Source organism: Streptomyces sp. NPDC014991, from assembly GCF_043080665.1.
GTDB lineage: Bacteria > Actinomycetota > Actinomycetes > Streptomycetales > Streptomycetaceae > Streptomyces.
Genome location: NZ_JBIBVY010000004.1, coordinates 344,722 through 368,772, shown reverse-complemented (window position 1 = coordinate 368,772; position 24,051 = coordinate 344,722). Strand labels below are relative to the sequence as shown.

At 72.3% G+C, this 24,051-nt stretch carries 21 protein-coding genes and 1 pseudogene; 10 read left to right on the top strand and 12 right to left on the bottom strand.

Annotated elements, in window-relative coordinates; all coding sequences use genetic code 11:
- Positions 1–81 precede the first annotated feature (81 nt).
- The 6 genes from ACF1BE_RS10120 to ACF1BE_RS10095 all read left to right on the top strand — a co-directional run bounded on the left by ACF1BE_RS10120 (position 82) and on the right by ACF1BE_RS10095 (position 5,430).
- Positions 82–1,185 carry an ABC transporter substrate-binding protein gene (locus tag ACF1BE_RS10120; RefSeq protein WP_392198521.1) on the top strand — a complete coding sequence of 368 codons (1,104 nt, stop codon included), beginning with the start codon at positions 82–84 and terminating at the stop codon, positions 1,183–1,185.
- A gap of 12 nt (positions 1,186–1,197) precedes the next feature.
- On the top strand, positions 1,198–2,001 hold the full coding sequence (locus tag ACF1BE_RS10115) for an ABC transporter ATP-binding protein (RefSeq protein WP_392198520.1): 804 nt from the start codon (positions 1,198–1,200) through the stop codon (positions 1,999–2,001).
- Positions 1,988–2,872: an ABC transporter permease gene (locus ACF1BE_RS10110; protein WP_392198519.1), complete on the top strand. Its 885-nt coding sequence runs from the start codon at positions 1,988–1,990 to the stop codon at positions 2,870–2,872. Before ACF1BE_RS10115 ends, ACF1BE_RS10110 begins: the two co-directional genes overlap by 14 nt.
- Positions 2,873–2,876: 4 nt before the next feature.
- A complete protein-coding gene (locus tag ACF1BE_RS10105) occupies positions 2,877–3,617 on the top strand; it encodes a sirohydrochlorin chelatase (protein WP_392198518.1) in 741 nt (246 codons plus the stop codon).
- Positions 3,618–3,796: 179 nt separating this feature from the next.
- The gene (locus ACF1BE_RS10100) at positions 3,797–4,273 is read left to right on the top strand and encodes a hypothetical protein (protein ID WP_392198517.1); all 477 of its coding nucleotides are present in this window, start codon (positions 3,797–3,799) and stop codon (positions 4,271–4,273) included.
- A 65-nt stretch (positions 4,274–4,338) separates the two neighbouring features.
- Positions 4,339–5,430, top strand: a complete 1,092-nt coding sequence (locus tag ACF1BE_RS10095; RefSeq protein WP_392198516.1) for a hypothetical protein — start codon at positions 4,339–4,341, stop codon at positions 5,428–5,430.
- A gap of 107 nt (positions 5,431–5,537) precedes the next feature.
- Here ACF1BE_RS10095 and ACF1BE_RS10090 read toward each other — a convergent pair whose 3' ends face one another.
- The 3 genes and pseudogenes from ACF1BE_RS10090 to ACF1BE_RS10080 all read right to left on the bottom strand — a co-directional run.
- Entirely contained in the window at positions 5,538–5,861 is a 324-nt protein-coding gene (locus ACF1BE_RS10090; RefSeq protein WP_392198515.1) for a hypothetical protein, read from the bottom strand.
- Positions 5,862–6,556: 695 nt separating this feature from the next.
- A complete protein-coding gene (locus tag ACF1BE_RS10085; RefSeq protein WP_392198514.1) occupies positions 6,557–7,204 on the bottom strand; it encodes a DsbA family protein in 648 nt (215 codons plus the stop codon).
- 143 nt (positions 7,205–7,347) lie between these two features.
- A pseudogene (locus ACF1BE_RS10080) lies at positions 7,348–7,604 on the bottom strand (ketopantoate reductase family protein); the annotation flags it as partial.
- Between the two features lie 342 nt (positions 7,605–7,946).
- On the opposite strand from ACF1BE_RS10080, the gene ACF1BE_RS10075 reads away from it, so the two are divergent.
- Positions 7,947–8,345 carry a hypothetical protein gene (locus ACF1BE_RS10075; RefSeq protein ID WP_392198513.1) on the top strand — a complete coding sequence of 133 codons (399 nt, stop codon included), beginning with the start codon at positions 7,947–7,949 and terminating at the stop codon, positions 8,343–8,345.
- Positions 8,346–8,355: 10 nt separating this feature from the next.
- Here ACF1BE_RS10075 and mgt read toward each other — a convergent pair whose 3' ends face one another.
- The 4 genes from mgt to ACF1BE_RS10055 form a co-directional block, all read right to left on the bottom strand.
- Positions 8,356–9,567: a macrolide-inactivating glycosyltransferase gene (gene mgt / locus ACF1BE_RS10070; RefSeq protein ID WP_392198512.1), complete on the bottom strand. Its 1,212-nt coding sequence runs from the start codon at positions 9,565–9,567 to the stop codon at positions 8,356–8,358.
- Between the two features lie 78 nt (positions 9,568–9,645).
- Positions 9,646–10,920 carry an ABC transporter substrate-binding protein gene (locus ACF1BE_RS10065; RefSeq protein ID WP_392198511.1) on the bottom strand — a complete coding sequence of 425 codons (1,275 nt, stop codon included), beginning with the start codon at positions 10,918–10,920 and terminating at the stop codon, positions 9,646–9,648.
- Complete coding sequence (locus tag ACF1BE_RS10060; RefSeq protein ID WP_392198510.1) at positions 10,920–11,753, bottom strand: carbohydrate ABC transporter permease; 834 nt, start codon at positions 11,751–11,753, stop codon at positions 10,920–10,922. Before ACF1BE_RS10060 ends, ACF1BE_RS10065 begins: the two co-directional genes overlap by 1 nt.
- Positions 11,750–12,721, bottom strand: a complete 972-nt coding sequence (locus ACF1BE_RS10055) for a carbohydrate ABC transporter permease (RefSeq protein ID WP_392198509.1) — start codon at positions 12,719–12,721, stop codon at positions 11,750–11,752. The genes ACF1BE_RS10060 and ACF1BE_RS10055 overlap by 4 nt, the downstream gene beginning before the upstream one ends.
- 142 nt (positions 12,722–12,863) lie before the next feature.
- On the opposite strand from ACF1BE_RS10055, the gene ACF1BE_RS10050 reads away from it, so the two are divergent.
- Entirely contained in the window at positions 12,864–13,727 is an 864-nt protein-coding gene (locus tag ACF1BE_RS10050) for a phosphotransferase enzyme family protein (RefSeq protein ID WP_392198508.1), read from the top strand.
- Between the two features lie 17 nt (positions 13,728–13,744).
- On the opposite strand, the gene ACF1BE_RS10045 is transcribed toward ACF1BE_RS10050, so the two are convergent.
- From ACF1BE_RS10045 to ACF1BE_RS10030, 4 genes are all read right to left on the bottom strand, one after another.
- Positions 13,745–14,467, bottom strand: a complete 723-nt coding sequence (locus tag ACF1BE_RS10045) for a 3'-5' exonuclease (RefSeq protein ID WP_392198507.1) — start codon at positions 14,465–14,467, stop codon at positions 13,745–13,747.
- A 101-nt stretch (positions 14,468–14,568) separates the two neighbouring features.
- Positions 14,569–15,807, bottom strand: a complete 1,239-nt coding sequence (locus ACF1BE_RS10040) for an SAV2148 family HEPN domain-containing protein (protein WP_392198506.1) — start codon at positions 15,805–15,807, stop codon at positions 14,569–14,571.
- 115 nt (positions 15,808–15,922) lie between these two features.
- Positions 15,923–17,263, bottom strand: a complete 1,341-nt coding sequence (locus ACF1BE_RS10035) for a copper amine oxidase (RefSeq protein ID WP_392198505.1) — start codon at positions 17,261–17,263, stop codon at positions 15,923–15,925.
- A gap of 52 nt (positions 17,264–17,315) precedes the next feature.
- Positions 17,316–18,128 (bottom strand): Tat pathway signal sequence domain protein, encoded by an 813-nt coding sequence (locus tag ACF1BE_RS10030; RefSeq protein ID WP_392198504.1) that lies wholly within the window; start codon positions 18,126–18,128, stop codon positions 17,316–17,318.
- Between the two features lie 196 nt (positions 18,129–18,324).
- Here ACF1BE_RS10030 and glgX point away from each other — a divergent pair, with 196 nt between their 5' ends.
- Entirely contained in the window at positions 18,325–20,436 is a 2,112-nt protein-coding gene (glgX, locus tag ACF1BE_RS10025) for a glycogen debranching protein GlgX (RefSeq protein WP_392198503.1), read from the top strand.
- 253 nt (positions 20,437–20,689) lie between these two features.
- Positions 20,690–23,059, top strand: a complete 2,370-nt coding sequence (gene treY / locus ACF1BE_RS10020) for a malto-oligosyltrehalose synthase (RefSeq protein ID WP_392198502.1) — start codon at positions 20,690–20,692, stop codon at positions 23,057–23,059.
- 15 nt (positions 23,060–23,074) lie between these two features.
- Here treY and ACF1BE_RS10015 read toward each other — a convergent pair whose 3' ends face one another.
- Positions 23,075–24,010, bottom strand: a complete 936-nt coding sequence (locus tag ACF1BE_RS10015; protein ID WP_392198501.1) for a LysR family transcriptional regulator — start codon at positions 24,008–24,010, stop codon at positions 23,075–23,077.
- Positions 24,011–24,051: the final 41 nt, after the last annotated feature.

The window sequence follows — 24,051 nt, the reverse complement described above, 5'->3', positions numbered from 1 at the left end:
CGCCGTAGACGAAGACCTGCCGATCTCCCGGCCACGACCTGAGAGACCGTGACCGCCGGGCCTCCGAGAGGAACACCCTCCGTGCCTGCAACGAACGTTTTCCGCCGTAGCCTCGCGGTGACAGTCGCGCTTCCCCTCCTCACTCTCGCCGCCTGCGGGTACGGTTCCGAGGCCAAGGAGGACAACAACGCCAAGATCGCTGCCGGGGCCGAGAAGACCGATGGCCTCGACACCGTCAGGATCGGCTACTTCGGCAACCTCACGCACGCGACCGCGCTGGTCGGCGTGCAGAAGGGCTTCTTCCAGAAGGAACTGGGCGCCACCGAGGTCAAGCCCGCGATCTTCAACGCCGGCCCCTCCGAGATCGAGGCGCTCAACTCCGGCTCCGTCGACATCGGCTGGATCGGCCCGTCCCCGGCCATCAACGGCTACACCAAGTCGAACGGCCAGAGCCTGAAGATCATCGGCGGTTCGGCGTCCGGCGGTGTGAAGTTGGTCGTGGACCCGAAGAAGATCAAGTCCCTGAAGGACGTCAGGGGCAAGAAGATCGCCACCCCCCAGCTGGGCAACACGCAGGACGTGGCGTTCCTCAACTGGGCGGCGGACCAGGGCTGGAAGGTCGACGCGCAGAGCGGCAAGGGTGACGTCACCGTCGTCCGTACCGACAACAAGATCACTCCGGACGCCTACGCGTCCGGTTCGATCGACGGTGCCTGGGTGCCGGAACCGACCGCGTCCAAGCTGGTCGCCGAGGGCGCCAAGGTGCTGCTGGACGAGTCGACGCTGTGGCCGGACAAGAGGTTCGTGATCACGAACATCATCGTGCGGCAGGGCTTCCTCAAGGACCACCCGAAGGCGGTCGAAGCCGTGCTGAAGGCCGCGGTCGAGACCAACAAGTGGATCGACGCCAACCCCGACGCGGCGAAGGCGGCGGCGAACAAGCGGCTGGAGACGGACTCCGGCAAGGCACTGCCGGCGAAAATCCTCGACCCCGCCTGGAAGTCCATCCAGTTCACCGATGACCCGCTGGCCGCCACCCTCGACACCGAGGCGGGGCACGCGGTCAGGGCCGGCCTGCTGGAGAAGCCGGACCTCAAGGGGATCTACGACCTGAGGATCCTCAACAAGGTCCTCAAGGCCGCCGGCCGGAGCCCGGTCGACGCGGCCGGTCTCGGCACCAGCTGACCGAAGTCCCCGATGAGTTCCCAGGAGGTGACGACCATGGCCACGACCCTCGCCAAGGCCGATGAGACCATTGACTTCGCGGCACGCCTCGAGCACGTCTCGAAGTCCTTCGCGGAACCGGGCGGGCAGCAGCTCGTGCTGGACGACATCAGCATCGATGTCGCGCCGGGCGAGTTCGTCACCCTCCTGGGGGCCTCGGGCTGCGGCAAGTCCACGCTGCTGAACCTGGTGGCGGGTTTGGACCGGCCGACCGCGGGTGCCATCGCCACGGACGGACGCCCGGCCCTGATGTTCCAGGAGCACGCCCTCTTCCCGTGGCTGACCGCGGGCAAGAACATAGAACTCGCGCTCAAACTACGAGGAGTTCCCGCCCCACAGCGCAGGGAGAAGGCGCAGGAGCTGCTCGAACTGGTCCGGCTGAAGGGCGCGTACGGCAAGCGTGTCCACGAGCTGTCCGGCGGTATGCGCCAGCGTGTGGCCATGGCCCGCGCACTGGCCCAGGAGAGCAGTCTGCTGCTGATGGACGAGCCGTTCGCGGCGCTGGACGCCATCACCCGGGACGTGCTGCACGACGAGTTGACCCGGATCTGGCAGGAGACCGGCTTGTCCGTGCTGTTCGTCACGCACAACGTGCGCGAGGCGGTGCGCCTGGCCCAGCGAGTGATCCTGCTGTCCTCCCGTCCGGGCCGGATCGCGCGGGAGTGGACGGTCGACATCCCGCAGCCGCGTCGCATCGAGGACGCGCCCGTGGCGGAACTGTCCCTCGAAATCACCGAAGTCCTGCGTGGGGAGATCCGCCGCCATGGCCAGCACTGACACGACCAAGACCGTTCAGCCGGACGCCGGCAGCGTCGAGGCGGGCCTGGACGCGCTGGAGAGCAGCGTCGTCGGCCGTACGCCGCTGCGGCAGACGCTCACCGGCAAGGTCCTGCCTCCGGTCGTCGCCGTCGCCGTGATCCTCGCGGTCTGGACCCTGCTGTACCCGGTGGTCGACAACCCGACGAAGCTTCCCTCGCCGGCAGCAGTGGGTGACGCGTTCAGGGACGCCTGGCTCCAGGGCGATCTGCTCGTGTACATCTGGACCAGCGTCTCGCGCGGTCTGCTGGGCTTCGCCTTCGCGGTGGTCATCGGCACCCCGCTGGGTCTGCTGGTGGCACGGGTGAAGTTCGTCCGCGCGGCCATCGGCCCGATCCTGTCCGGCCTGCAGTCACTGCCGTCGGTGGCGTGGGTGCCGCCGGCGGTGATCTGGCTGGGCCTGGACAACTCGATGATGTACGCGGTGATCCTGCTCGGCGCGGTCCCGTCGGTCGCCAACGGCCTGGTGGCCGGCGTCGACCAGGTGCCGCCGCTGTTCCTGCGCGCCGGCCGGACACTGGGGGCGACCGGTGTCCGGAGCATCCGGCACATCACCCTGCCGGCCGCGCTGCCCGGTTATGTGGCCGGCCTGAAGCAGGGCTGGGCCTTCTCGTGGCGGTCGCTGATGGCCGCGGAGATCATCGCGAACTACCCCGACCTGGGCGTGGGCCTCGGCCAGTTGCTGGAGAACGCCCGCACCGCCGCCGACATGGCCATGGTGTTCGAGGCCATCCTGCTCATCCTGTTCGTCGGCATCGCCATCGACCTGTTGATCTTCAGTCCGCTGGAGCGGCGGGTGCTGCGCAACCGCGGCCTGCTGGTGAAGAGCTAGCCCCATGCACGACAAGCCCGTTCTCCTCGTCATCGCCCACGGCAGCCGTGACCCGCGGCATGCGGCGAGCGTGCACGCCCTGGTACGGCGGGTACGGTCGCTGCGGCCGGGGCTGCGCGTGGAGACGGGGTTCCTGGACTTCAACGTCCCGTCGGTGCACGGAGTACTGGAGTCGCTGGCGGCCGAGGGCGTGCGGGACGTCGTGGCCCTGCCGCTGCTGCTCACCCGTGCCTTCCACGCCAAGGCCGACATCCCCGCCGTGCTGCGGGACGCTCCGGCGCGGCTGCGGATCCGGCAGGCGGAGGTCCTCGGCCCGTCCCCGTTGCTGCTGGCCGCGTTGGATCGGCGGTTGTACGAGGCGGGGCTCACGCCCGCCGGCAAGTCCTCGACCGGGGTCGTGCTGGCCTCCGCGGGGTCCTCCGACCCGGAGGCGATCGCAGTGATCGCCGACATCGCGCGGGAGTGGTGGCACACCGGTTGGTGCGCCGTGCGACCTGCGTTCGCCTCCGCGTCCCTTCCGCGCACCGAGGACGCCGTGCGGGAGCTGCGCGCCCTCGGCTGCGAGCGGGTGGCCGTCGCGCCGTACGTGCTGGCCCCCGGTTTCCTGCCGGACCGCATCGCGCGGGGCGCGGCCGGGGCGGACGTGCTCGCCCAGGTGCTCGGCCCGGCCCCGGAGGTGGCTCGGCTCCTGCTGGAGCGGCTCGACGAAGCAGCGCCGCGGCTTTCGCTCTCGCGTATCGCCTGAAGTGCCCGTACAGCAGTTCCGGACCCGCGTACGGCGCATCCGAATGCTGTGGCATATTCACGCGCATACCGTCTGCATATTTTATTGCGAAATCCGAACCTCAGATAACGCTCAACTTGGTTGCCCTCCCACCCATTCGCACGGAAGGATGATCACACAACCAAAGAACGGGGAATACGGTGAATCTCACCAAGAAGTGGCTGACCACCCTGGCGGTACCCGCCACCGCCACAATGCTGCTGACCGGCCTGTCAGCTCCTCAGGCGTCCGCTGCCACACTCAAGGCGGATGCGACCTGCTCCGCTTCGCTCACTCCCACCGCGGATGCCAAGATCAAGGTGCGGACGTATTACACGAAGAAGACGAGCACGACCTGGAAGCACCTGAACCGGTATTTCTACCCGAGCAGCCACGGCATCAAGAAGTCGCGCTCGGACACGGACATGACCAGCTGGCTGCTCGTCGGCAACAGCCGGATCGACTGGGACCACGAGAAGCCCGGATCGATCCGGTGGGACATGATCACGTTCAGCTACGGCTACCCCCAGGGCGCGAATCCCGTGACCAAGAAGGGCAAGACCCGCCTGGTCACCCACGGCTGGTACGCGCTGGACACCTGGCCCACCGAGTGCAAGGCCCAGTCCTGGGTGTTCTAGTTCGCCGACCGTCGCGTGGGTGCGCGGCTGCGCACCCACGCGGTGTCCCTGACACCGGGAAAAGCATGAGCACCCAGAAACTCTTTCTCGTACTGGCACCGGCACTGAGCGGACTTCTCCTCGCCACCGGATGCACATCGTCGTCGCCGAACCCGGAAGCACAGCCGGCCGCGGACCATTCCGTCGTGCTGACCGACGGGGATTCCCACGGCTACATCACGTACGACACGAAACACGAGGTACTGACCGGATACACGAGCGACGGTACCGAGAAATGGCGGGAAAGCCGTTATTTCCCCACCGACGTGCACTGCGCGGGCACCTGCCCGGACGCCGTCATATCCGCGACGGCCGAACTGAACGAGCGGGAATCGCGGACGCACACCGTCTGGAAGACCGGCGGCACCTCCACGGTCCGCTCGTCCCCCAGTCGGTCTCTGGTCGTCCACTGGGCCAGGGACGAGAACACCTGGGTCGCGACCGACGAATCCTCGGTCATCTGGTCGGAATCCGGGCACATCCACACCAAGAAGTTCACCCAAGGGGTCAGCGACGCGCTGGGGCGGGTCTCCGCGGACGAAAGCACGCTGGTGGTCTCCGTCCAGCCCGGTTCCGCCCAGACCTGGAGCGGCTACCGCTTCCGGCTCAGGGGCGCGCCTCTTTCACCGGTCCTGGTCTCCGACGCACTGCCCGGAAGCATCGGCTGCCTGTCCGCGCAGCAGGAAACCATGTGGACGCTCGGCAGGAAGGCCGTCGAGTACCGTCTGACGACCGGCAGGAAGATCCGTGAAGTCCCGCAGTTCTCCAGCGACTGCGCCAGTTCCGGGAGCACGACCGTACTCGGGACCTTCTCAGCGGGTACGGACCAGGCGCAGCAACAGCAGACGATCTCCCTCGCCTCGGCGGACCGGTCCGCGCCCCTGCGCAAGACCGTGGTGAACAGCGACGGTGAGATCGGTGTCTTCCGTGACTGCGGAGTCGTCCTGTCGGACGGCCGGCTGACAGCACTCTCGGCGGACGGCGGGAGACAGCCGACGCAGATCGACGCCCACAGCGTGCTGACCACCGCGGACGGAGTCGTCTACAGCATCGGCCCGTCGGGCAGGCCGGAGCGGCACGGCATCGCGGCCGGGAAGCGGCAGTGCCGCATCACGTGACACCGTCCCGGCTCTGCGCCGCGCCGGGAAGGACGCCCCAGGGGGCACCCGGCGAGTGGACATGCGGTGGCCGGGAGAGGGCCCCGTGGCGGCGGGGCCCCGGCCGCTCACAGACCGAGGGCGTCGGTCAGTTGCTGGGTGAAGGTGAGGCTGGCGGTGCCGGCCGCCGCGCCGATGGCGACGTTCTCCAGGGCGGTGCGGATACGGCCCCGGTTGGGGGGCAGACCGTCCTCCGCGGACTGCGCCAGCTCCCGCTGGACGACCTCGCCGTTGCTCACCAGCCGCGGGTACTCGGCGCGCAGCGCCTCGGTGAACCGGTCGGCGACGTGCATGAGCGCGGGCAGGTCCGGGGTGACGTAGGGGGTGCGGATCCGGCCGCGGTCACCGAGGTCGGCCGGGCCGTGGTCGGGTCCGAAGTGGTAGGTGCTCATGTCCTGTCCTCGCTTCTGGGGCGGCGGCTCGGGTCCGGGCCGCGGGAGCCGTCGGATGGCTGGGGATCGCGGCTTCGGTGCGCTGCCCGCCCGGCCGGACCGTCCCGTGGACGCCGAAGGTGCCGGGACGGCCGACGTCACCGATGTCGCGGGTCCGCACGCCGATGACGGGTGGGGCCTCGCCGGTGGGGCGGACGCCGGTGGTCTCCGCCCACGGCGGGTGGCCGGGAACGCTCCGCGTGACCGCGGGGACGCCGAGAGGGCCGAAAACAGTCACCCGTCCGGGTGACGGACGTCCGTTGACCGGCATCCGGAAGCCGGCACACCGGTGACCGGAGGCGGCGCCGTGAGCGGCCACGCGCGCGTCCCGGACGCGAGACGGCGCCGGGGGCACCGGCTCGCGGGCTGGGCTCCGCCCCGGCGTGCCGCATGATGATGCGTGCGTCACCGTCATCCCGCCCCCTCCGGCCTTCCACGAGTTTCACCCTAGGGACGCCGCGCGGGCGCTGTCGCGAGGTTCGGTGAGCCGGCCCGTCCGGGGGCGGATGTGTGCTATCGGCCGCCGCGGTCCGGCATTCCCCTGTGACGTCGGACCGCGGTGGCTCTTTGTTCTGCGCCGGTCTCGGCGTCCGCGTCACAGGCGTGCCGAAGCCGGCGCGCGTCAGGGACTGTTATCGGCCAACTCGCCCTGCGGGTCAGTCGAAGCGAAGGGCGCCGGTGCGGGTGCGCTTGAGTTCGAAGAGGTCGGGGTGCCGGGCCAGTACCCGGAAGCTGTCATAGAGTTCGGCCGCTTCGGCGCCGCGCGGAACGGCGCGCAGCACGGGGCCGAACCACACCGTGCCGTCGAGGTGGAGGGTGGGTGTGCCGACGTAGCCGCCGGTCTCCGGCTCTGCACCGGCGGTGTGGCTGCGGCGGACCGCCTCGTCGTACGAGGGGTCGTGGGCGGCGGCCGACAGCTCGGCGGGGAGCCCGAGTTCGGCCAGCGACTCCTCGATCACCGTGTCGAAGTCCTTGACGCCCCGTGCGTGGATGCGGGTCCCGAACGCGGTGTACAGGTCGCGCAGGACCGTCTCGCCGTGCCGTTCGGCGGCGGCCACCGCGACCCGCACCGGGCCGGCCGAGCGGTCCACCAGGTCCCGGTACCAGCCGGGGAGTTCGTTGCCGGTGTTGTGCAGGTACAGGCTCATCACCCGGAACCGGAGGTCGACCGGGCGCAGGCGCTCGACCTCCAGCAGCCAGCGGGAGGTGATCCAGGCGAAGGGGCACGCCGGGTCGAAGAAGAAGTCGATCCGGGTCGGGGCGGTGGGGGCGTCGGGGGTGGTCCTGGTGCTGCTGTGCGTCATACCGCCGACGCTAGAGGGCCGGTGGACCGATCTCCCGGCCCAATCGGACCCCCTTTTCCTGGCCCAATTGCCGCACGCGGGGCGTCTCCCCCGCGCGCGTCCCGGCACACCGCGGGGCGGCGGGGGGGTCGCCCCCCCTGCCGCGCCGCCTCGTCGGCCAGCCGGACCAGTCCGGTGACGGGCAGGGAGCCGGCCGGCCGGCGTTCGCGCGCGAACCGGCTCGCGAGGCGTTGCAGCAGGGCGTTCAGCGGCGTCGGCACGCCGTGCAGCCGGCCCAGCAGGACGATCTCGCCGTTGAGGTGGTCCGCCTCGATGGTGCGGTGCCCCGGACGAGGGACTGCCAGGAGGAACCGCCGCCGTGCGGGGCCCCGTCCAGCGGGACCAGGGTGACCTTGTCGCCGCATGCCGCCCGCACAGCAGCTTCTTTCCCGGCGCCGGTAGACGCTCGCCCTCCCGCTGTCCGGGGTGCCGGTCGCGGCGAGGAGGATCTGGCCGTCGCCGCTCGTGTCCTGGAAGCGGTGTTCCATCGGATGCCCCGGACCCACCGGGTTCAGCTGCCATCTGATGTGCGCGTCGGTGAACGGCTTGTTGCGGTCGAAGAGGAAGGTCCGCCCGGAGTTCATGTCCCCGACGAGCACGTCGAACGCGGCCGGCGCCGCCGCGCACCTCCCTGGTCCGCGCGGGCTCACCGGTCCCGTTCCCGCAGGCGCACGGCCTGCTGTGGGACCCGCGACTGGAGCGGATGTGGGCGGCGGGCGCCTCGGTGCTGACGGCCTACCGGATCGTGACGAGCGCGCACTCGGCCCGCCTGGTGGAGGACACCGGCCGCCGGCTCACCGGCTTCCACCACCCGCACGACCTCCAGCCGGACCACCAGTACCCCGGCCGGCTCCTCGTCACCGACACCAACGGCGTCTACGCGGTCGACAGGTCGACCATGCGGCGCACGACTCTGCACACGCGCAAGCTGGTCAAGTCGTACGTGCACCACTCCTCCGGTGAGCAGATGTGGACCGGAGCGGTCGAGGGCGGCAACGCCTTCGGGACGAAGTACGTCCACTTCGACGTGAGCGGTGTCGCCCGGGCCCGGCAGGGAGCGGTCCTCTACAAGGCCCGGCTCGACACCACGGCGTCCCTCTGACGGAGGCCCGTCACGGGCGGCGGCCCGGCAGTTCGGCCTCGATGAGGTCCGCCGCCCGCCGGGTGCCGCCCTCCCGGGCCGTCTCCGCCCGGATCCGAGCCAGCCGGCGCGCGACCTCCGGATCGTCCACGAGGGCGAGCGCGGCCTCGCGGAGCCGCTCGGCGGTGGCCTGCTCGGCCGGCAGGTGCCGGGCGACGCCGAGGCTCTGGAGCATGTCGGCGTTGCCGAACTGGTCGACGGCCTGCGGTACGGCGATCATCGGCGTGGCGGTGACCAGTCCCTCCTGGCTGCCGCCGGCGCCGGCGTGGGTGACGAACAGGTCGGCCTGCCGCAGGATCGCCAGCTGGGGCACCCAGCTGTGGACCTCCACACCGGCCGGTACGTCGCCCAGCTCGGCGCGGGTCACGTGCGGGCCGGTCTGCAGGACGAGGTGCCAGCCGGGCAGGTCCGCGAAGGCGCGCACGCACGCGCGGTAGAACGCGGGCCGCTTGGTGAACGCCGAGCCGAGGGAGACGAGGACGACCTTCTCCGCGCCGGCGGGCCGCTGCCAGTCACCCTGGTCGGCGCGGTCGCCCTGGCAGGCGCCGACGAACGTGTGGACGCGTTCGTCGACCCGGTCGGCGTGCGGCTGGAGCGCCTTCGGGATGAGCACCAGGGAGCGTGCCGGGCGGCCGACGAAGGGGTCCGGGTGCTGGGTGATCCCGTTCTCGGCCAGCCACGCCTCGAACCGGGCGTAGTACGCCTGCCCGCGTCCGGTCTGCCGCGGTTCCCTCCACATCGGCTCGGCGACCTCCTCCTCGTAGCCCTCCCAGGCGACGAGGTTCGGGGAGAGGGAGATCGCCGGGACGCCCCAGCGGTGGGCGAGGACGCGGGCCGGGTAGGAGGCGATGTCGTGCAGGACGAGGTCGGGCGTGTCACCGGCGTAGGCGGCGGCGAGCTGCGGGAGCGCCTGGACGGCGTCGTCCAGGAACGGCTCCACGGTGTCCAGGAGGGTGGTGCCCCACGCTTCGGGGCCGGCGTCGGGGCCGGGCAGGGTGGAGGTGTAGGGCACGGGCTCGGCACCGGTGGCGGCCACCGTGCGGGCGAAGGACGGCGGGATGGCGTACGTGACCCGGTGGCCGCGGGCGACGAGTTCCCGGACGACCTCCAGGCTGGGGTTCACGTGGCCGTGGGCGGCGATGGAGAACATGGCGATGTGGGCGGGTGCGGTCACTGGAGTCATGTCACGGACACTACGCGAGACGATACGTCTCGTCTAGTGCCTTTCCCGTGTCCGGTCCCTCCCCCTCTCCCGGGGCCGTCAGCGCTGGTAGCGGGCCAGCACCAGGTTGCCGTCCTTCTCCAGCCGGTCGCGCAGCCCCGCGAGGCCGATCGCGCCGCTGTAGTACTCCTGATAGGCCGGGGTGGCCACCTTGTCCTTCCACTCCGGGTAGCCCCGGACCGACTGGGCGGGCGCCGGCCGGAGCCGGGCCGCGAGGGCGGTACCGGTGGCCCAGCCGTTCTCCGCCGTGTGCAGGGCGGGATCCTCAAGGGCCCGGGCGCCGGTGGGCAGCATCCAGTCACCGAGGGCGAGACGGACCATGTTCCGCGGGCGCAGCAGGAAGTCGACGAACGCCACCGCCTCCTTCTTGTGCGGGCAGTCCGCGGAGACGGACAGGGTCTGCGGACTGACGCCCTGGGTGAGCCCGTCGGCGCCCGCCGGTGCGGGCAGCACCTCCCAGCGGAAACCCTCCGGGGCCTGCTGGACGATCTGCTGGCGGTAGGAGAAGCCCAGCGGGACCATCGCGTAGCGGCCCGCGAAGAAGCCGGGCAGGGTGTCCGAGCCGCTGCTGCCGAGCGTGGCCGAGGGCGCGCTGTGGTCGACGGCGACCTGGTCGTGGATGGTGCGCGGGACGACCGCGTCCCCGGCCGTGAAGCGCACGGTGTCCCTGCCGTCGGCGCCCCGGTGGAAGAGCCGGCCGCCCGCCGACAGGGACAGGCCGAGCGTGGCGGAGACGGGTTCCCTGAGCGGCCAGGCCACGCCGTACCTGCCGGGCCCGCTCAGCTTCCTGGCGACCTGACGGAACTCCGCCCAGCTCCACGGGTGCGCCGGTGTCGGTATGCGCACGTTCGCCGCCCGCAGCCGGGTGGCGTCGGCGATCAGCACCCGGGGTTCCTGGAGGAACGGCACGCCGTAGACGCCGCGCCCGAAGGTGACCGCGTCCCAGCCGCTGCGCGGGATGTCGGCCCGGAGCCGGGCGGGCAGCAGGTGCGTCAGGTCGGCGAGGTAGCCGCCGTGGGCGAAGTCGGCGAGGTCGTCGGAGGCGTCGTGGAGGACGTCCGGGGCCTCGCCGCCCTCGAAGGAGGTGAGCAGCTGGTCGTGCACGCTGTCCCAGCTGCCCTGGACGTACTCGACCCTGACGTCGGGATGGCTCGCGTTCCACTCCCGCACCAGGTCCTTGTTGGCGGCGACGGACTCCCGCTGCCAGGCCAGGGACTGGAAGCGCAGGACGACCGGGCCGTCCTGGCGGCCCGGCGGTGAGCAGCCCGCGAGGAGCAGCAGGAGCGCCACGAGCGCCTTGGCGAGGGTCCGCATCAGCTCTTCACCGCCCCGGTGAGCAGGCCGCCCGTGATCCGCCGCTGGACGAGCGCGAAGACGGCCACGGAGGGCAGGGTGGCGAGGAAGGCGGCGGCGGCCAGCGGGCCGAGGTCCGCCACGCCCTCCGCGCCGACGAAGTGGGTGAGGACGACCGGGAGGGTCTGCTTCCCGGGGCTCTTGAGGAGCACCAGCGCGAAGAAGAACTCGTTCCAGGCGGTGACGAACGCGAACAGCGCCGTCGCCGCGATCCCCGGCGCGAGCAGGGGTGCCGTCACCGACACGAGGGTGCGCAGCCGTCCGGCCCCGTCGACGGCCGCCGCCTCCTCCAGTTCGGCGGGCACCGCCCGGACATGGCCGGTGAGCATCCACAGGGCGAACGGCAGCGCCCACACGACGTACACCAGTACCAGTCCGGTCAGGGAGTCGATCAGCCGCAGGTCCTTCAGCACCAGGAACAGCGGGATGATCACCAGTACGAGGGGGAACGCCTGGCTGACCACCACCCAGCCCGTGGCGGCCCGGGCGAGCCGGGTGCGCTGCCGGACCATGACGTAGGCCATCGGTGTCGCGACGAGCACGGCGACGACGGCGGTGGTGAGCGCCACCAGCAGGGAGTTGAGGGCGGCGTGCGCGAGCGGCTGCTCGGCGAAGGCCTGTCGTACGTTGGCCAGGGTGGGGTGGCGCGGGATCCAGGCGGGGCGCAGGCTGCCCAGCTCGCGCGGGGACTTGAGCGCGGTCGACAGCAGCCACAGCAGCGGGAAGGCCAGGAAGAGCAGGTAACCGAGCAGTGCGGCGTACTGCCCGGCGCGGGCCGCGCGGCGGGTCCTCACGCGTCGTCACCGCCTCGCAGCCGGCCGGCCAGGAACACCGCGAGCAGGACGGAGACCACCGCGACCAGCACGCAGCCCATCGCCGCCGCGTACCCGAACTGGCCGTAACGGAAGGCCTCCTCGTAGGCGAAGAGCATCGGCAGCCGGGTCCGCCCGCCGGGTCCGCCGCCGGTGAGCACGTAGACCAGGGCGAAGGAGTTGAGGTTCCAGATCAGGTTGAGCGCGGTGACGGCGAGGGCGACCGGTCTGAGCGCGGGCCAGGTGACGGTGCGGAAACGCCGCCAGGCGCCCGCCCCGTCCACGGCCGCCGCCTCGCTCAGTTCGCGCGGGACGTTCTGGAGCCCGGCGAGCAGGGCGACCGTGGTCTGCGGCAGGCCCGCCCAGACACCGACGACGATCACCGCGGGCAGTGCGGAGGCCAGGCCGCTCAGCCAGTCCCGGCCGTCGCCGAGTCCCAGGTCGCGGAGGGTCTGGTCGAGGATCCCGGCGTCCGGGTGGTAGACGAGCCGCCACATGATGCCGACGACGACCTCGGGCATCGCCCACGGCACGATCGCCAGCGCCCGGGCGAGGCCGCGCAGGCGCAGGTCCTGGTCGAGGAGCAGGGCCAGGCCGAGCGCCAGCACGAACTGGGGCACGGTGACGCCGGCCGCCCAGACCAGCCCGATCCGGAACGACTCCCAGAAGAGGGTGTCGTGCAGCAGGTCCCGGAAGTTGAGGGCACCGATCCACCGGGTGGCGGCCGTCCGGCCGGACTGGGCGTCGGTGAAGGCGAGCAGGATGCCGTAGAGCAGCGGGCCGACGCTGAGCACGAGGATCGGCAGGAGTGCGGGCAGGACCAGGAACCAGGCGCCATGACCGGCTGAGCGACGCCCGGCCGGCCGCCGCGCACCGGCCGGTGGTCTCCGCGCCTCGGCCGCTGATGTCACGGGATCAGCCCCTTTGCCTGCTCGGATTGGCGTGTTCATGTTCGTGAAGACCCGACACCTCGTCAAGGGACCGCGCCCGCCGCCCCACCTGGACGAATGGGAGACTGCCGGGGAAAGGCCCCGCGTCCGGAACACGCGGTGGGCCCATGGGCGGCACGGAAGACGGCACGGAGGCACGAGGATGGACGAGGCACGGGCACGGGACGTACTGGCCCTGGCGGGAGTGCTGCCGGGGCCGGCCCGGGACGCGCGGCTCCTGGCCCTCGGCGAGAACGCGGTGTTCGCCGCCGGCGGGCTGGTGGTCAAGGTGGGCCGCGACGCCGAGCTGCTGGAGCGGGCCGGGCGCGAGCTGGCCGTCGCCGGCTGGCTGGCCGCGGCGGGCGTGCCGGCGGTACGGGCGGCCGAGCCGGAGCCGCTGCTGGTGGACGGCCACCCGCTGACCGTGTGGCACCGGCTGCCGGATCCCGTGCGGCCCGCCGAACCGCGGGACCTGGCCGGGCTGCTGCGGATCGTGCACGCACTCCCCTCTCCCCCGTTCGCCCTGCCGCCCCGCGATCTGCTGGGCGGTGTGGAGCGCTGGCTGCGGCTCGCGGGGGACGCGATCGACCCCGAGGACGCGGCCTATCTCCGCGCGCGCCGCGACGGCTTCGCGGCACAGGCGGCGGCACTGACCCCGCGGCTGACCCCGGGCCCGGTCCACGGCGACGCGCTGCCCCGTAACGTGCACATCGGGCCGGACGGTGCGGTCCTGGTCGACCTGGAGACCTTCTCGGCGGATCTGCGCGAGCACGACCTGGTGGTCATGGCCCTCTCCCGCGACCGGTACGGCCTGCCCGCCGAGGCCTACGACTCCTTCACCTCGGCGTACGGCTGGGACGTGCGGGAGTGGGAGGGGTGCGCGGTGCTGCGGGGCGCCCGGGAGACGGCCAGCTGCGCCTGGGTGGCCCAGCACGCGCCGGCCGACGCCAGGGCGCTGGCCGAGTTCCGGCGCCGGGTGGCCTCCTTGCGCGACGGCGACGAGACGGTGCGCTGGTATCCCTTCTGAGCCGGCGGCCGCCCCGCTCAGACCCGCTCGTCCACCGGCTCCCGCAGCGGCCAGACCCCGTCCACCACGGCCCCGGAGTCCCCCTTGCGGCGCAGGAACGCCTGGAAGTCGGCCGCCCAGGCCGCGTACCACTCGATCTGACGGTGGTGCAGTTCCGCCGGGCCGAGGGCGGCGATCTTGGGGTGACGGTCGGCTATCGCGGCCGCCAGGCGGGCCGCGGCCAGGGCGTCGGCGGAGGCGTCGTGGGCGGCGTCGAGGACTATGCCGTACTCGGCGCAGACCGCCTCCAGGTTCCGCTTGCCGCGGCGGTAGCGGTCGACCCGGCGGTCGATGGTGTAGGGGTCGATGACCGGGGCGGGCCGTATGCCGCCCAGCCGGTCGGAGAGGGACGGCAGGCCGTACCTGCGCAGTTCCGCCGAGAGCAGGCTGAGGTCGAAGGCCGCGTTGTAGGCGACGACCGGCACGCCCGCCGTCCAGTAGGACACCAGGACGTCCGCGATGGCGTCGGCGACCCGGTCGGCGGGGCGGCCCTCGGCCGTCGCGCGTTCGTTGCTGATGCCGTGCACGGCAACCGCGTCGGCCGGGATCTCCACGCCCGGATCGGCGAGCCACTCCCGGTGCCCCATGGGCTCACCGGCCCGCACCTCGATCACGGCACCCGTGACGATGCGCGCCTCGCGCGGATCGGTCCCGGTCGTCTCCAGGTCGAAGCCGATCAGCAGCTCCTGGTGCCAGCCCATGGGCGGCCCCCCTTCTTGGTGGTGCTTTCCCCCAGTGGCCTTCACCCTCGCACGCGCCACTGACAATCCGGGGACCGCGTTCCGCTTCTCCTGCGGACCGTTCAGGACACAGGGCGCGAATCCGCCCACGCCAGCTCGAACTCCTCGCGATATGTCGGGAAAAGCCCGGCTTCTCCGGCCTGGTCCGGTCTGACCACCCGGCTGCCGTTGCGCAGCACCAGCACCGGTGACTCCATGCCCCGCGCCCCGCGCAGATAGGACTGCACCACGGCCACGCCGTCGGCTCCGTCGGCGTCCACCAGATAGGCGGTGAAGCGCGGCGTCTCGTCGTACACCTGGATCTCGAAGGCGCCCGGATCGCGCAGTCTCGACCGCACCCGGCGCATGTGCAGGATGTTCATCTCCACGGAGCGGCCCAGTTCGCCCCGCCTCATCCCGAGTTCGCGTTCGCGGCGCTTGACCGAGCTGGAGGCAGGGTTGAGGAAGAGCAGGCGCACCCGGCAGCCCGATTCGGCGAGCCGGACCAGGCGCCGTCCGGAGAAGTTCTGCACCAGCAGGTTGAGCCCGATACCGATGGCGTCGAGCCGGCGGGCGCCGTCGAAGATGTCCTCGGCCGGGAACTGGCGCAGCAGCCGCACCCGGTCGGAGTGGACGGCGACGACATCGGCGTACCGGTCGCCGACCAGGTCCTCGACCGCGTCGACGGGCAGCCGGCGCGCCGAGGGGACGTCACCGCCGGCGCCGAGCATCTCCAGCAGCCGTGCCGAGGCCCGCTCGGCCTGGCCGAGCACCGCCTCGGACAGGGCCCGGTTGCGGGAGACGACGTTGCGGGTCACCTCCAGCTCGTCCAGGGCGAGTTCGAGGTCCCGGCGTTCGTCGAAGTAGGGCTCGAAGCACGGCCAGTGCTGCACCACCAGCTCGCGCAGCTGCGGCAGCGTGAGGAAGCTGAGCACGTTGTCGTCGGCCGGGTCGAGCAGATAGCCCTTGCGGCGGCTGACCTCCCGCACGGCGACCGCGCGCTGCACCCACTCCTGCCCGGCCGGGCCGGCCGCGGCGACCACCCACTCGTCGCCGTGGACGGGTTCGTAGACGGGCCGCAGCACGGCGGCCACGACCGCGCGCAGCCGTTGTTCGACGAGGTTCAGCCAGATGTAGGCACGGCCGGCCCGCTGGGCGCGGGTGTGCACCTCGCGCCAGGCGTCGGCGTCCCAGTCCAGCTCCGGCCCGATGGATCCCGCGTCCATCGGCCGGGCCAGGGACACCGCGCCGGGCGGGACGTCTGCGGAGTTCCCCTCGTGACCCTCGTCACCAGAAGGCAGCTCCAGCCCTCCCGAGCCCACCCGCGCACCGCCTTCCGCCCCCCGGGCCTTTCCCGTCTCAACGATCAAGGAAGGGTACTCCGCGAGGGGTCGGCGGTGCAGCCGGACGGTCAGGTCGGTTTCCCGGCCGCCGCGCTCAACTACGCCATTCCCAATGACCGTTCTGCCATGCCAGCTCCTTGGGAGTGAGCGGGTTCATAGCCGTGACGTCCCGTGGGGCGATGGAGAAGCCCTGCCAGTGCACGGGCATGGGCTGCTGGTCCTCGTCCCGCGCGATGTGGTGGAAGCCGACGTTCATCCAGACCACCGGGTGGCTGAGGGGCCGGCCGTCGACCCACTTGTCGACGGACCGGGGGTGCCCGGCGGCGCACCCGGGGTTGTTGCTGGCGAACAGCTCGCACGGGTCGTACTGGGTGACGTACATGTCGTGCCTGGTGAAGCCGCGGCCCGGATACTTGGTGGTCGGCCCGGGGACCAGCTCGTAGGAGCGGGCGTGGCCGTCCTTGTTCCTGCCGGTCGCGCTGACCACCCGCCACCAGCGGTAGGTCTTGTGGTCGGCCGCGAGTTCCCTGGTGACCTTGGTGCGGGTGGTCCTGGCGGACGGGCCCTCCTGCCGGCCGGAGGGGGCACTGACGGTCGAGTCGTACTGCTCGACCTTCGTCCGGGAGGAGCCGTCGAGACCGAAGTCCAGCCGCCAGAAGACGTTGTGGCTGTGGCTGGTGGAGTAGTCCCTGGCGCCCTTGCCGATGGGCCAGCCGCGTCCGTCCTGGGCGTTGTAGTCCTCGAAGGAGAGGCTGCCGGTCGCGCCGACGTTCATGTCGACGGTCCCGTCGTCCCGGAACCGCCACTCGGTGATGTACTCGTACCAGCCGACCTGGTTGACCGTGTAGACCAGCAGGTCCTTGCCCTGGGTCTGGTGGACCCGGCCGGTGCGGAAGTCCGACATCCGGTAGGCGTGGCCGCGGGAACGGGTGGTCGTGCACAGGCCCTTGACGTCCGGGTGCCGCGGGTCCCCGTCCGGGACCCTGACCGGCTTGATGGTGCCGCCGGGGCACTCGCCGGGCGCCAGCTCCCTCAGCCCCTGGGCGAAGCCCTGGCCCGTCAGGTCGTCGTACTCGTGCTTGCCGTCGTCGTAGGGGACGTGGATCTGGCCGAGTCTGGCGCTGTTGAGGACCTTGATCGGCTTTGTCTCGCCCTTGGGCTGGTAGGAGACGTTCTCCAGGACGAGGCCGGCCTTGCTGTCGTAGCGCCGGCACATGCGCCAGGTCGTGCCGGTGGACAGCTTCTGTTCGATTCTGTAGGCGGTGCTGCATCCGGCGGCCGGCGCGGCCGTGGTCTGCGGGCGGGCCGCGGCCGGGCCGGCGCCCGTGGTGGCCCCGGCGGCCAGCGCGGCGAGGGACAGGGCGACGGCCGCTCCCTTGCGGACACGGCCGGCGGCTCGCGCCCGGACGCCGCCGGGCAGGTGCTGTGCGGGCATGACGAGGTGACTCCTTGCCGGAGGTCGGGTGGGTGAGGCGGGCGGAGGCCGGTCAGCCCCGGTCGAGGGCGGCGGCCTTGCGGGTACTGAGATCGATCACCAGGTCTCTGGTGTCGATCCAGGGGCCGTTCCTGACCTTGGAGAACAGCCGCACGCAGCGGTGCGTGCCGCAGTCGTCGAGCACCGCGGGCTGGGCGCCCGGTGCTGCCCGGTAGACACCGCCGCTCAGCTCCAGCTGGTCCGGGGAGGTGAGCTTCCTGCCGGTGGCGTCCTGGTAGTCCTCCCTCAGGCCCGCGCCGAGCGGGCCGGCGATGAGGATCCGGGCCGCCTCGGCGTTCTCGGCGCGGCTCGGCGGCGGCTGGACACCGCGCTGGGAGCCGGTCCGCTCGGCCTTCCCGGTCCGCAGGTCGACGGTCGTGGTCACGAGGCTGTCGGTCCGGTAGTCGTAGAAGGTCACGTCGGCCCGGCGCGGCGCGTCCGGGTCGTCGGCCTCGCCGGGCCCGGGTTCGGCGAGGTCGACGGCGAGGCGCTGCGGTCCGCGGCCTCCGCCGACGTCACGGCCCGTGACCGACAGCCGCCCGGTCACGGCGGCCCTCTCGACGCGCCGGATCTCGTCGTCGGTCAGCGGGTCGCGGCCCGTGCCCTGTTCCCGCTGGGCGGGCGCCCGCTCCACGACGCCCGGCCGGACGGTGTCCGGTTGCTGAGCGGCCTGCCCCGCGGCCCGGGTGCCGCCCCCGGCGCCCCCGGAGTCGTCCGCGCCCGCCGTGCCCGGCAGGGTGACCGCGGCCATCGCGGCGGTCCCCGCCGCCGCGAGGGCCGCGCCCGTCAGTAATTTCCCCAGATGGCGGTGGACTGTCTCGCGCACATCTTCCCCCTGCTGCCCGTGGTCCTCGGGAGTACGTGTTCTGCCCCGCTGGTTCGGCGCAGGGCGGGTACCAGAACCGCCATGCGCACTGGTCGGTGGGTAAGAGGGACGTAAGTCGCGGAAGGTTCCGCCACTTTCGGGCACACTCGGGGGTCAATACGGCTCCCGGCGGCAGCACACTGGGAGAGTCGTATCCATGCAGGTCTGGCCTGGCGAGGCGTATCCGCTCGGCGCCACCTATGACGGCGCCGGCACCAACTTCGCGGTCTTCACGGAGGCCGCGGACCGAGTAGAACTGTGTCTGCTGCACGACGACGGCTCGGAGACGGCCGTGGAACTGCGCGAGAGCGACGCGTTCGTGCGGCACGCGTACGTGCCGGGCGTGATGCCGGGGCAACGGTACGGGTTCCGGGTGCACGGCCCGTACGACCCCGCGCGCGGACTGCGCTGCAATTCGTCGAAGCTGCTGCTCGACCCGTACGCGAAGGCGGTCAGCGGGTCCATCCGGTGGGGCGAGGAGGTGTACGGCTACCACTTCGACGACCCGGAACGCCGCAACGACCTCGACTCGGCGCCGCACACCATGACGTCGGTTGTGATCAACCCCTACTTCGACTGGGGCGACGACCGGCCGCCCCGCACCGACTACCACCGCACGGTGATCTACGAAGCCCACGTCAAGGGCCTGACCATGCGACACCCCGGGCTCCCGGAGGAGCTGCGGGGCACCTACGCGGGGCTCGCCCACCCGGCGGTCATCGAACACCTGACCAAGCTCGGCGTGACGGCGCTCGAGCTGATGCCCGTCCACCAGTTCGTGAACGACCACCGGCTGGTCGACATGGGCCTGAACAACTACTGGGGCTACAACACCCTCGGCTTCTTCGCCCCGCACAACGCCTACGCCTCCTGGGGCGACCGCGGCCAGCAGGTGCTGGAGTTCAAGTCGGCGGTCCGGGCACTGCACGAGGCCGGGATCGAGGTCATCCTGGACGTCGTCTACAACCACACCGCCGAGGGCAACCACCTGGGCCCGACACTGTCCTTCAAGGGCATCGACAACCCGTCGTACTACCGCCTGACGGACGATCCCCGCTACTACATGGACACCACGGGCACCGGCAACTCGCTGCTCATGCGGTCCCCGCACGTGCTGCAGCTGATCATGGACTCGCTGCGCTACTGGGTCACCGAGATGCACGTCGACGGCTTCCGCTTCGACCTCGCGGCCACCCTGGCCCGGCAGTTCCACGAGGTGGACCGGCTGTCGTCGTTCTTCGACCTGGTGCAACAGGACCCGGTGGTCTCCCAGGTGAAGCTGATCGCCGAGCCGTGGGACGTCGGCGAGGGCGGCTACCAGGTGGGCAACTTCCCGCCGATGTGGACCGAGTGGAACGGCAAGTACCGGGACACCGTGCGCGACCTGTGGCGGGGCGAGCCGCGCGCGCTGGCGGAGTTCGCCTCCCGGCTCACCGGCTCCTCGGACCTCTACCAGGACGACGGCCGCCGCCCGCTGGCCTCCATCAACTTCGTCACCTGCCACGACGGTTTCACGCTGCACGACCTCGTGGCGTACAACGACAAGCACAACGACGCCAACGGCGAGGACAACCGGGACGGCGAGAGCCACAACCGGTCCTGGAACTGCGGGGCGGAGGGCGACACAGACGACCCGGAGGTGCTGGGGCTGCGCGCCCGGCAGATGCGGAACTTCGTCGCCACGCTGATGCTGTCCCAGGGCGTGCCGATGATCAGCCACGGCGACGAGTTCGCGCGCACCCAGGGCGGCAACAACAACGCCTACTGCCAGGACAACGAGCTGTCGTGGGTGAGCTGGCCGGACTCCCTGGAGAGCGACCTGCTGGAGTTCGTCCGCGCGATGGTGTGGCTGCGCCGGGACCACCCGGTCTTCCGCCGGCGCCGCTTCTTCCACGGCCGCCCGGTGGAGGGCCCGCACGACGAGCTGTCCGACATCGCCTGGTTCACCCCCGACGGCGGCGAGATGACCCAGCAGGACTGGGACTCGGCGCCGGCGTCCGCGCTGACCGTGTTCCTGAACGGCAACGCGATCTCGGAGCCCGGCCCGCGCGGGGAGCACATCGACGACGACTCCTTCCTGCTGATGTTCAACGCCTCCCCCGAACCGCTGGACTTCCTGGTGCCGGCCGACCTCGGCCGGGAGTGGCAGGTGGTGGTCGACACGGCCCGCCCGGACGGGGTGCCGCCCGACACGGGTGCGAAGGTCGCGGCCGGTGACCGGATCACCCTGCCGGACCGCAGCCTGACGGTGCTGCAACGCCCCGCCTGAGCACCTCCCGCCCCGTGGGAGCCGGTGGGCCGGTTCGCCGGCGGCCTGTGGGCCGTCCGGCCCAGCGCGCGTGATGTGCCGGGCAGCCCCCGTGGCGGGCGGGGGACGCTCGTCCGGCAGTGCGCGCCCCGGGCCGGACGGCACCGTCGGCAGCCGCCGTCGCCCCCGGCGTTCCCCCGCCCGGCGCCGGGCACGCGCGCGTGGATCGGCGCCGGGTGACACGAAACCCGGCGAGCTGGGTACGTAGGTTCCCATGACTTCTGCGCGCCCCGGACCGGAGGTGCCCACGGCCACCTACCGGCTCCAGCTCCAGCCCGCGTTCCCGTTCGCGGCCGCCGCGGCGGCCGTCCCCTACCTGGCGTCGCTCGGCGTCTCGCACCTGCATCTGTCCCCGGTCCTGGAGGCCGTCCCCGGCTCGGCGCACGGCTACGACGTGGTCGACCACACACGTGTGCGCGAGGAACTGGGCGGCGAGGACGGCCTGCGCGCCCTGGCGCACACCGCGCGGGAACACGGTCTCGGCCTGGTGGCGGACATCGTGCCGAACCACATGGCGATGGCGCCCCGGTACAACCACGCCCTGTGGGAGGTGCTGCGCGAGGGCACCGGCTCACCGTACGCGCGATGGTTCGACATCGACTGGGAGGCGCAGGGCGGCCGGGTGCTGCTGCCCGTGCTCGGCGGCCCGCTCGGCACGGAGCTGGCACACCTTCGGGTCGACGGTGAGGTGCTGCGCTACCACGACCACGCCTTCCCGCTCCGCCCCGGCACCGCGCACCTGCCGCTGCCCCAGTTGCTGGACGCCCAGTGGTACCGCCCGGTGTGGTGGCGGCTGGCCCGCACCGAACTGAACTACCGGCGCTTCTTCAGCATCTCCGAGCTGATCGGGCTGCGGGTGGAGGACCCGGTGGTGTTCGAAGCCACCCACGCCAAAATCCTCCAGCTGCTGGCGGAGGGCGTGCTCGACGGGCTGCGCGTCGACCACCCCGACGGGCTCGCCGACCCCGACGGCTACCTCGCCCGGCTGCACGAGGCGACCGGAGGACGCTGGACGGTCGTGGAGAAGATCCTGGGCGACGGCGAGCACCTGCCGACCGCCTGGCCCGTCGCGGGCACCACGGGCTACGACGCCCTGCGGCACGTCGACGGCCTGTTCACGGACCGCACCGGGGCGTACGGACTTCTAAGCCGTTACCGGGCCTTCGCGGCCCCGCAGACGGACCGCGGCGGCAACTGGGAGGCCACGGTCCGGCGGGCCGCCTACAAGGTGCTCACGCACGAACTGGCCACCGAGACCGACCGGCTCACCCGGGTCGCCACCCGGCTGTGCGCCGGCTCGCCCGACCCGTCGCTGCGCGACCGGGCGCCCTGGGCGCTGCGCACGGCCGTGGAGGAACTGCTGGTCCGGCTGCGGGTCTACCGGCCCTACGCCTCCGGTGACGCCGCCGCCGTCGTCACCGAGGAGGCCGCCGAGGAGGCCCGGCTGGCCTTCGTGGTGCCGGAGGAGGCCGAGGCCGTCGGCGTCGTGCGCCGGCTGCTGGTGGAGCCGCCCGGCGACCCGTCGGCGCCGGACCACGCCGACCGGGTGGAGTTCCGCACCCGGTTCGCGCAGACCGCGTCGGCGCTGCGCGCCAAGGCGGTGGAGGACACCGCCTTCTACCGCTTCGTGCCGCTGCTGTCGGCGACCGAGGTGGGTGGCGACCCGGGCAGTCCCGGTGTGTCCCCGGAGGACTTCCACGCGTACTGCGCGCGCGTGCAGCGCGACTGGCCGCTCACCGGCACGGTCGTCACCACGCACGACACCAAGCGCAGCGCCGACGTGCGCGCGGCGCTGGCCGTGCTCACCGAGTGCCCGGAGCGCTGGGCGGAGCTGCTCGCCGAGGTGTCCCGGGCCGAGGAGGGGATGCCGGACGGGCAGCTGGCCTGGGCCGCCTGGCAGACGGTGTTCGGGCTGGGTCCGGCCGAGGAGGAGCGGGTCCGGGAGGCGCTGCTCAAGCACGTGCGCGAGGCGGGCATGTACACCAGCTGGACGGAGCGGGAGCCGCCGTACGAGGAGGCGGTGACCGCCTTCGTGGCCGCGGGGCCGTGCGGGCCGCCCGGCCAGCGCGTGGCCGCGTTCCGCAAGGCGCTGGAGCCGCACGTGCGGGCCAACGTGCTCGGCACCGCGCTGGTCCACCTGACGATGCCGGGGGTGCCGGACGTGTACCAGGGCACGGAGGGCGAGTACCGGGCGCTGGTGGACCCCGACAACCGGCGGCCCGTGGCGTTCCCCCCGGAAGGGCCCGGCGAGAAGGACGCGCTGACCGCGGCGGCGCTGCGGCTGCGCGCCCGGCGGCCCGGCGCGTTCGGCGCGGGCGCGTCGTACGACCCGCTGGCCGCCGAGGGCCCGGCGGCCGGGCACTGCCTGGCGTTCGCACGCTCCGGCGAGGTGGTCACGGCGGTGACCAGGCTGTCGCTGCGGCTCGCGGAGGCGGGCGGCTGGCGGGACACACGGCTGGCGCTGCCGCCCGGGCGCTGGACGGACGTGCTCGCCCCGGGGCGGGAGTTCACCGGCCACGCGCGTGTGGCGGACCTCTTCGACCGGTCGCCGGCGGTGCTGCTGGAGCGGGCCGGGGAGGGCTGAGGGAGCGGAGCCGCCTCAGCGGGCCGGGGCGACGGGCGCCACGCAGTCCTCGGACGGACCGGTGGCGCCCGGGACCGGCCAGGTGGCGCGCAGGAGGTCCACGAAGGCCGCGGCGGCCCCGGTGGGCGGCACGCGCGCGTAGACGGTCACGGGGCGCTTCCAGGCCCGCTCGGGGGTGAGGACCACGCAGTCCTCGCCGACGGCGCCGCGCACCAGGTGGGCGGGCGCGGTGCACACCCCCACGCCTGCGGCGGCCATGCGTACGGCCGTCGAGGTGTGTTCCGTCCACAGCGCGGTCCGCGGCCGGAACCCGGCCTGTCCGCAGGCCCAGTCGAGGAAGCGTTCGCCGTGCACCACGGGTTCCATGGCGCAGCGGATCCAGGGGCGGTCGGCGAGTTCCGGGAGCGTGACCGTCGTACGGCCGGCGAACCGGTCGTCGAAGGGCACGACCAGGACGATCTCCTCCTCCCCGACGGGGATCACGGTGCCGGGCCGGCCGGCGGGCTCGGGGCCTACGGCGAGGTCGGCGGTGCCGCGGTGCACGGCCTCCTCCAGGGCGTCGGCGGTGGCGTACTCGTGCAGGAGCAGCAGGACCCTCGGGTGGGCCGCGCTCCAGCGGGCGAAGACGTCGGGCAGGCCGCCGACCGCGAGGGAGTGCAGGGTCGCGACGTGCAGTTCGCCGCCCTCGGCTCCGGCCGTGGCGCGGGCCGCGCGGCGTGCCTGGGCGGCGCTGCGGACGGCCAGTTCGGCGTGGGGCAGGAAGGCGCGTCCCATCGGGGTGAGGCGCACACCCCGGGACATGCGCTCCAGCAGGGCGCCGCCGACCGACTTCTCCAGCGCCTTGATCTGGTGCGAGAGCGCGGGCTGGGTGACGTGCAGGGCGTCCGCCGCGCGGGTGAAGGACGCCTCCTGGACGACCGTCAGGAAGTACTCCATCTGTCGCAGGCTCAACTCCCCGCCCTCCCATGACGATCGTGCATGGATCCCACAAC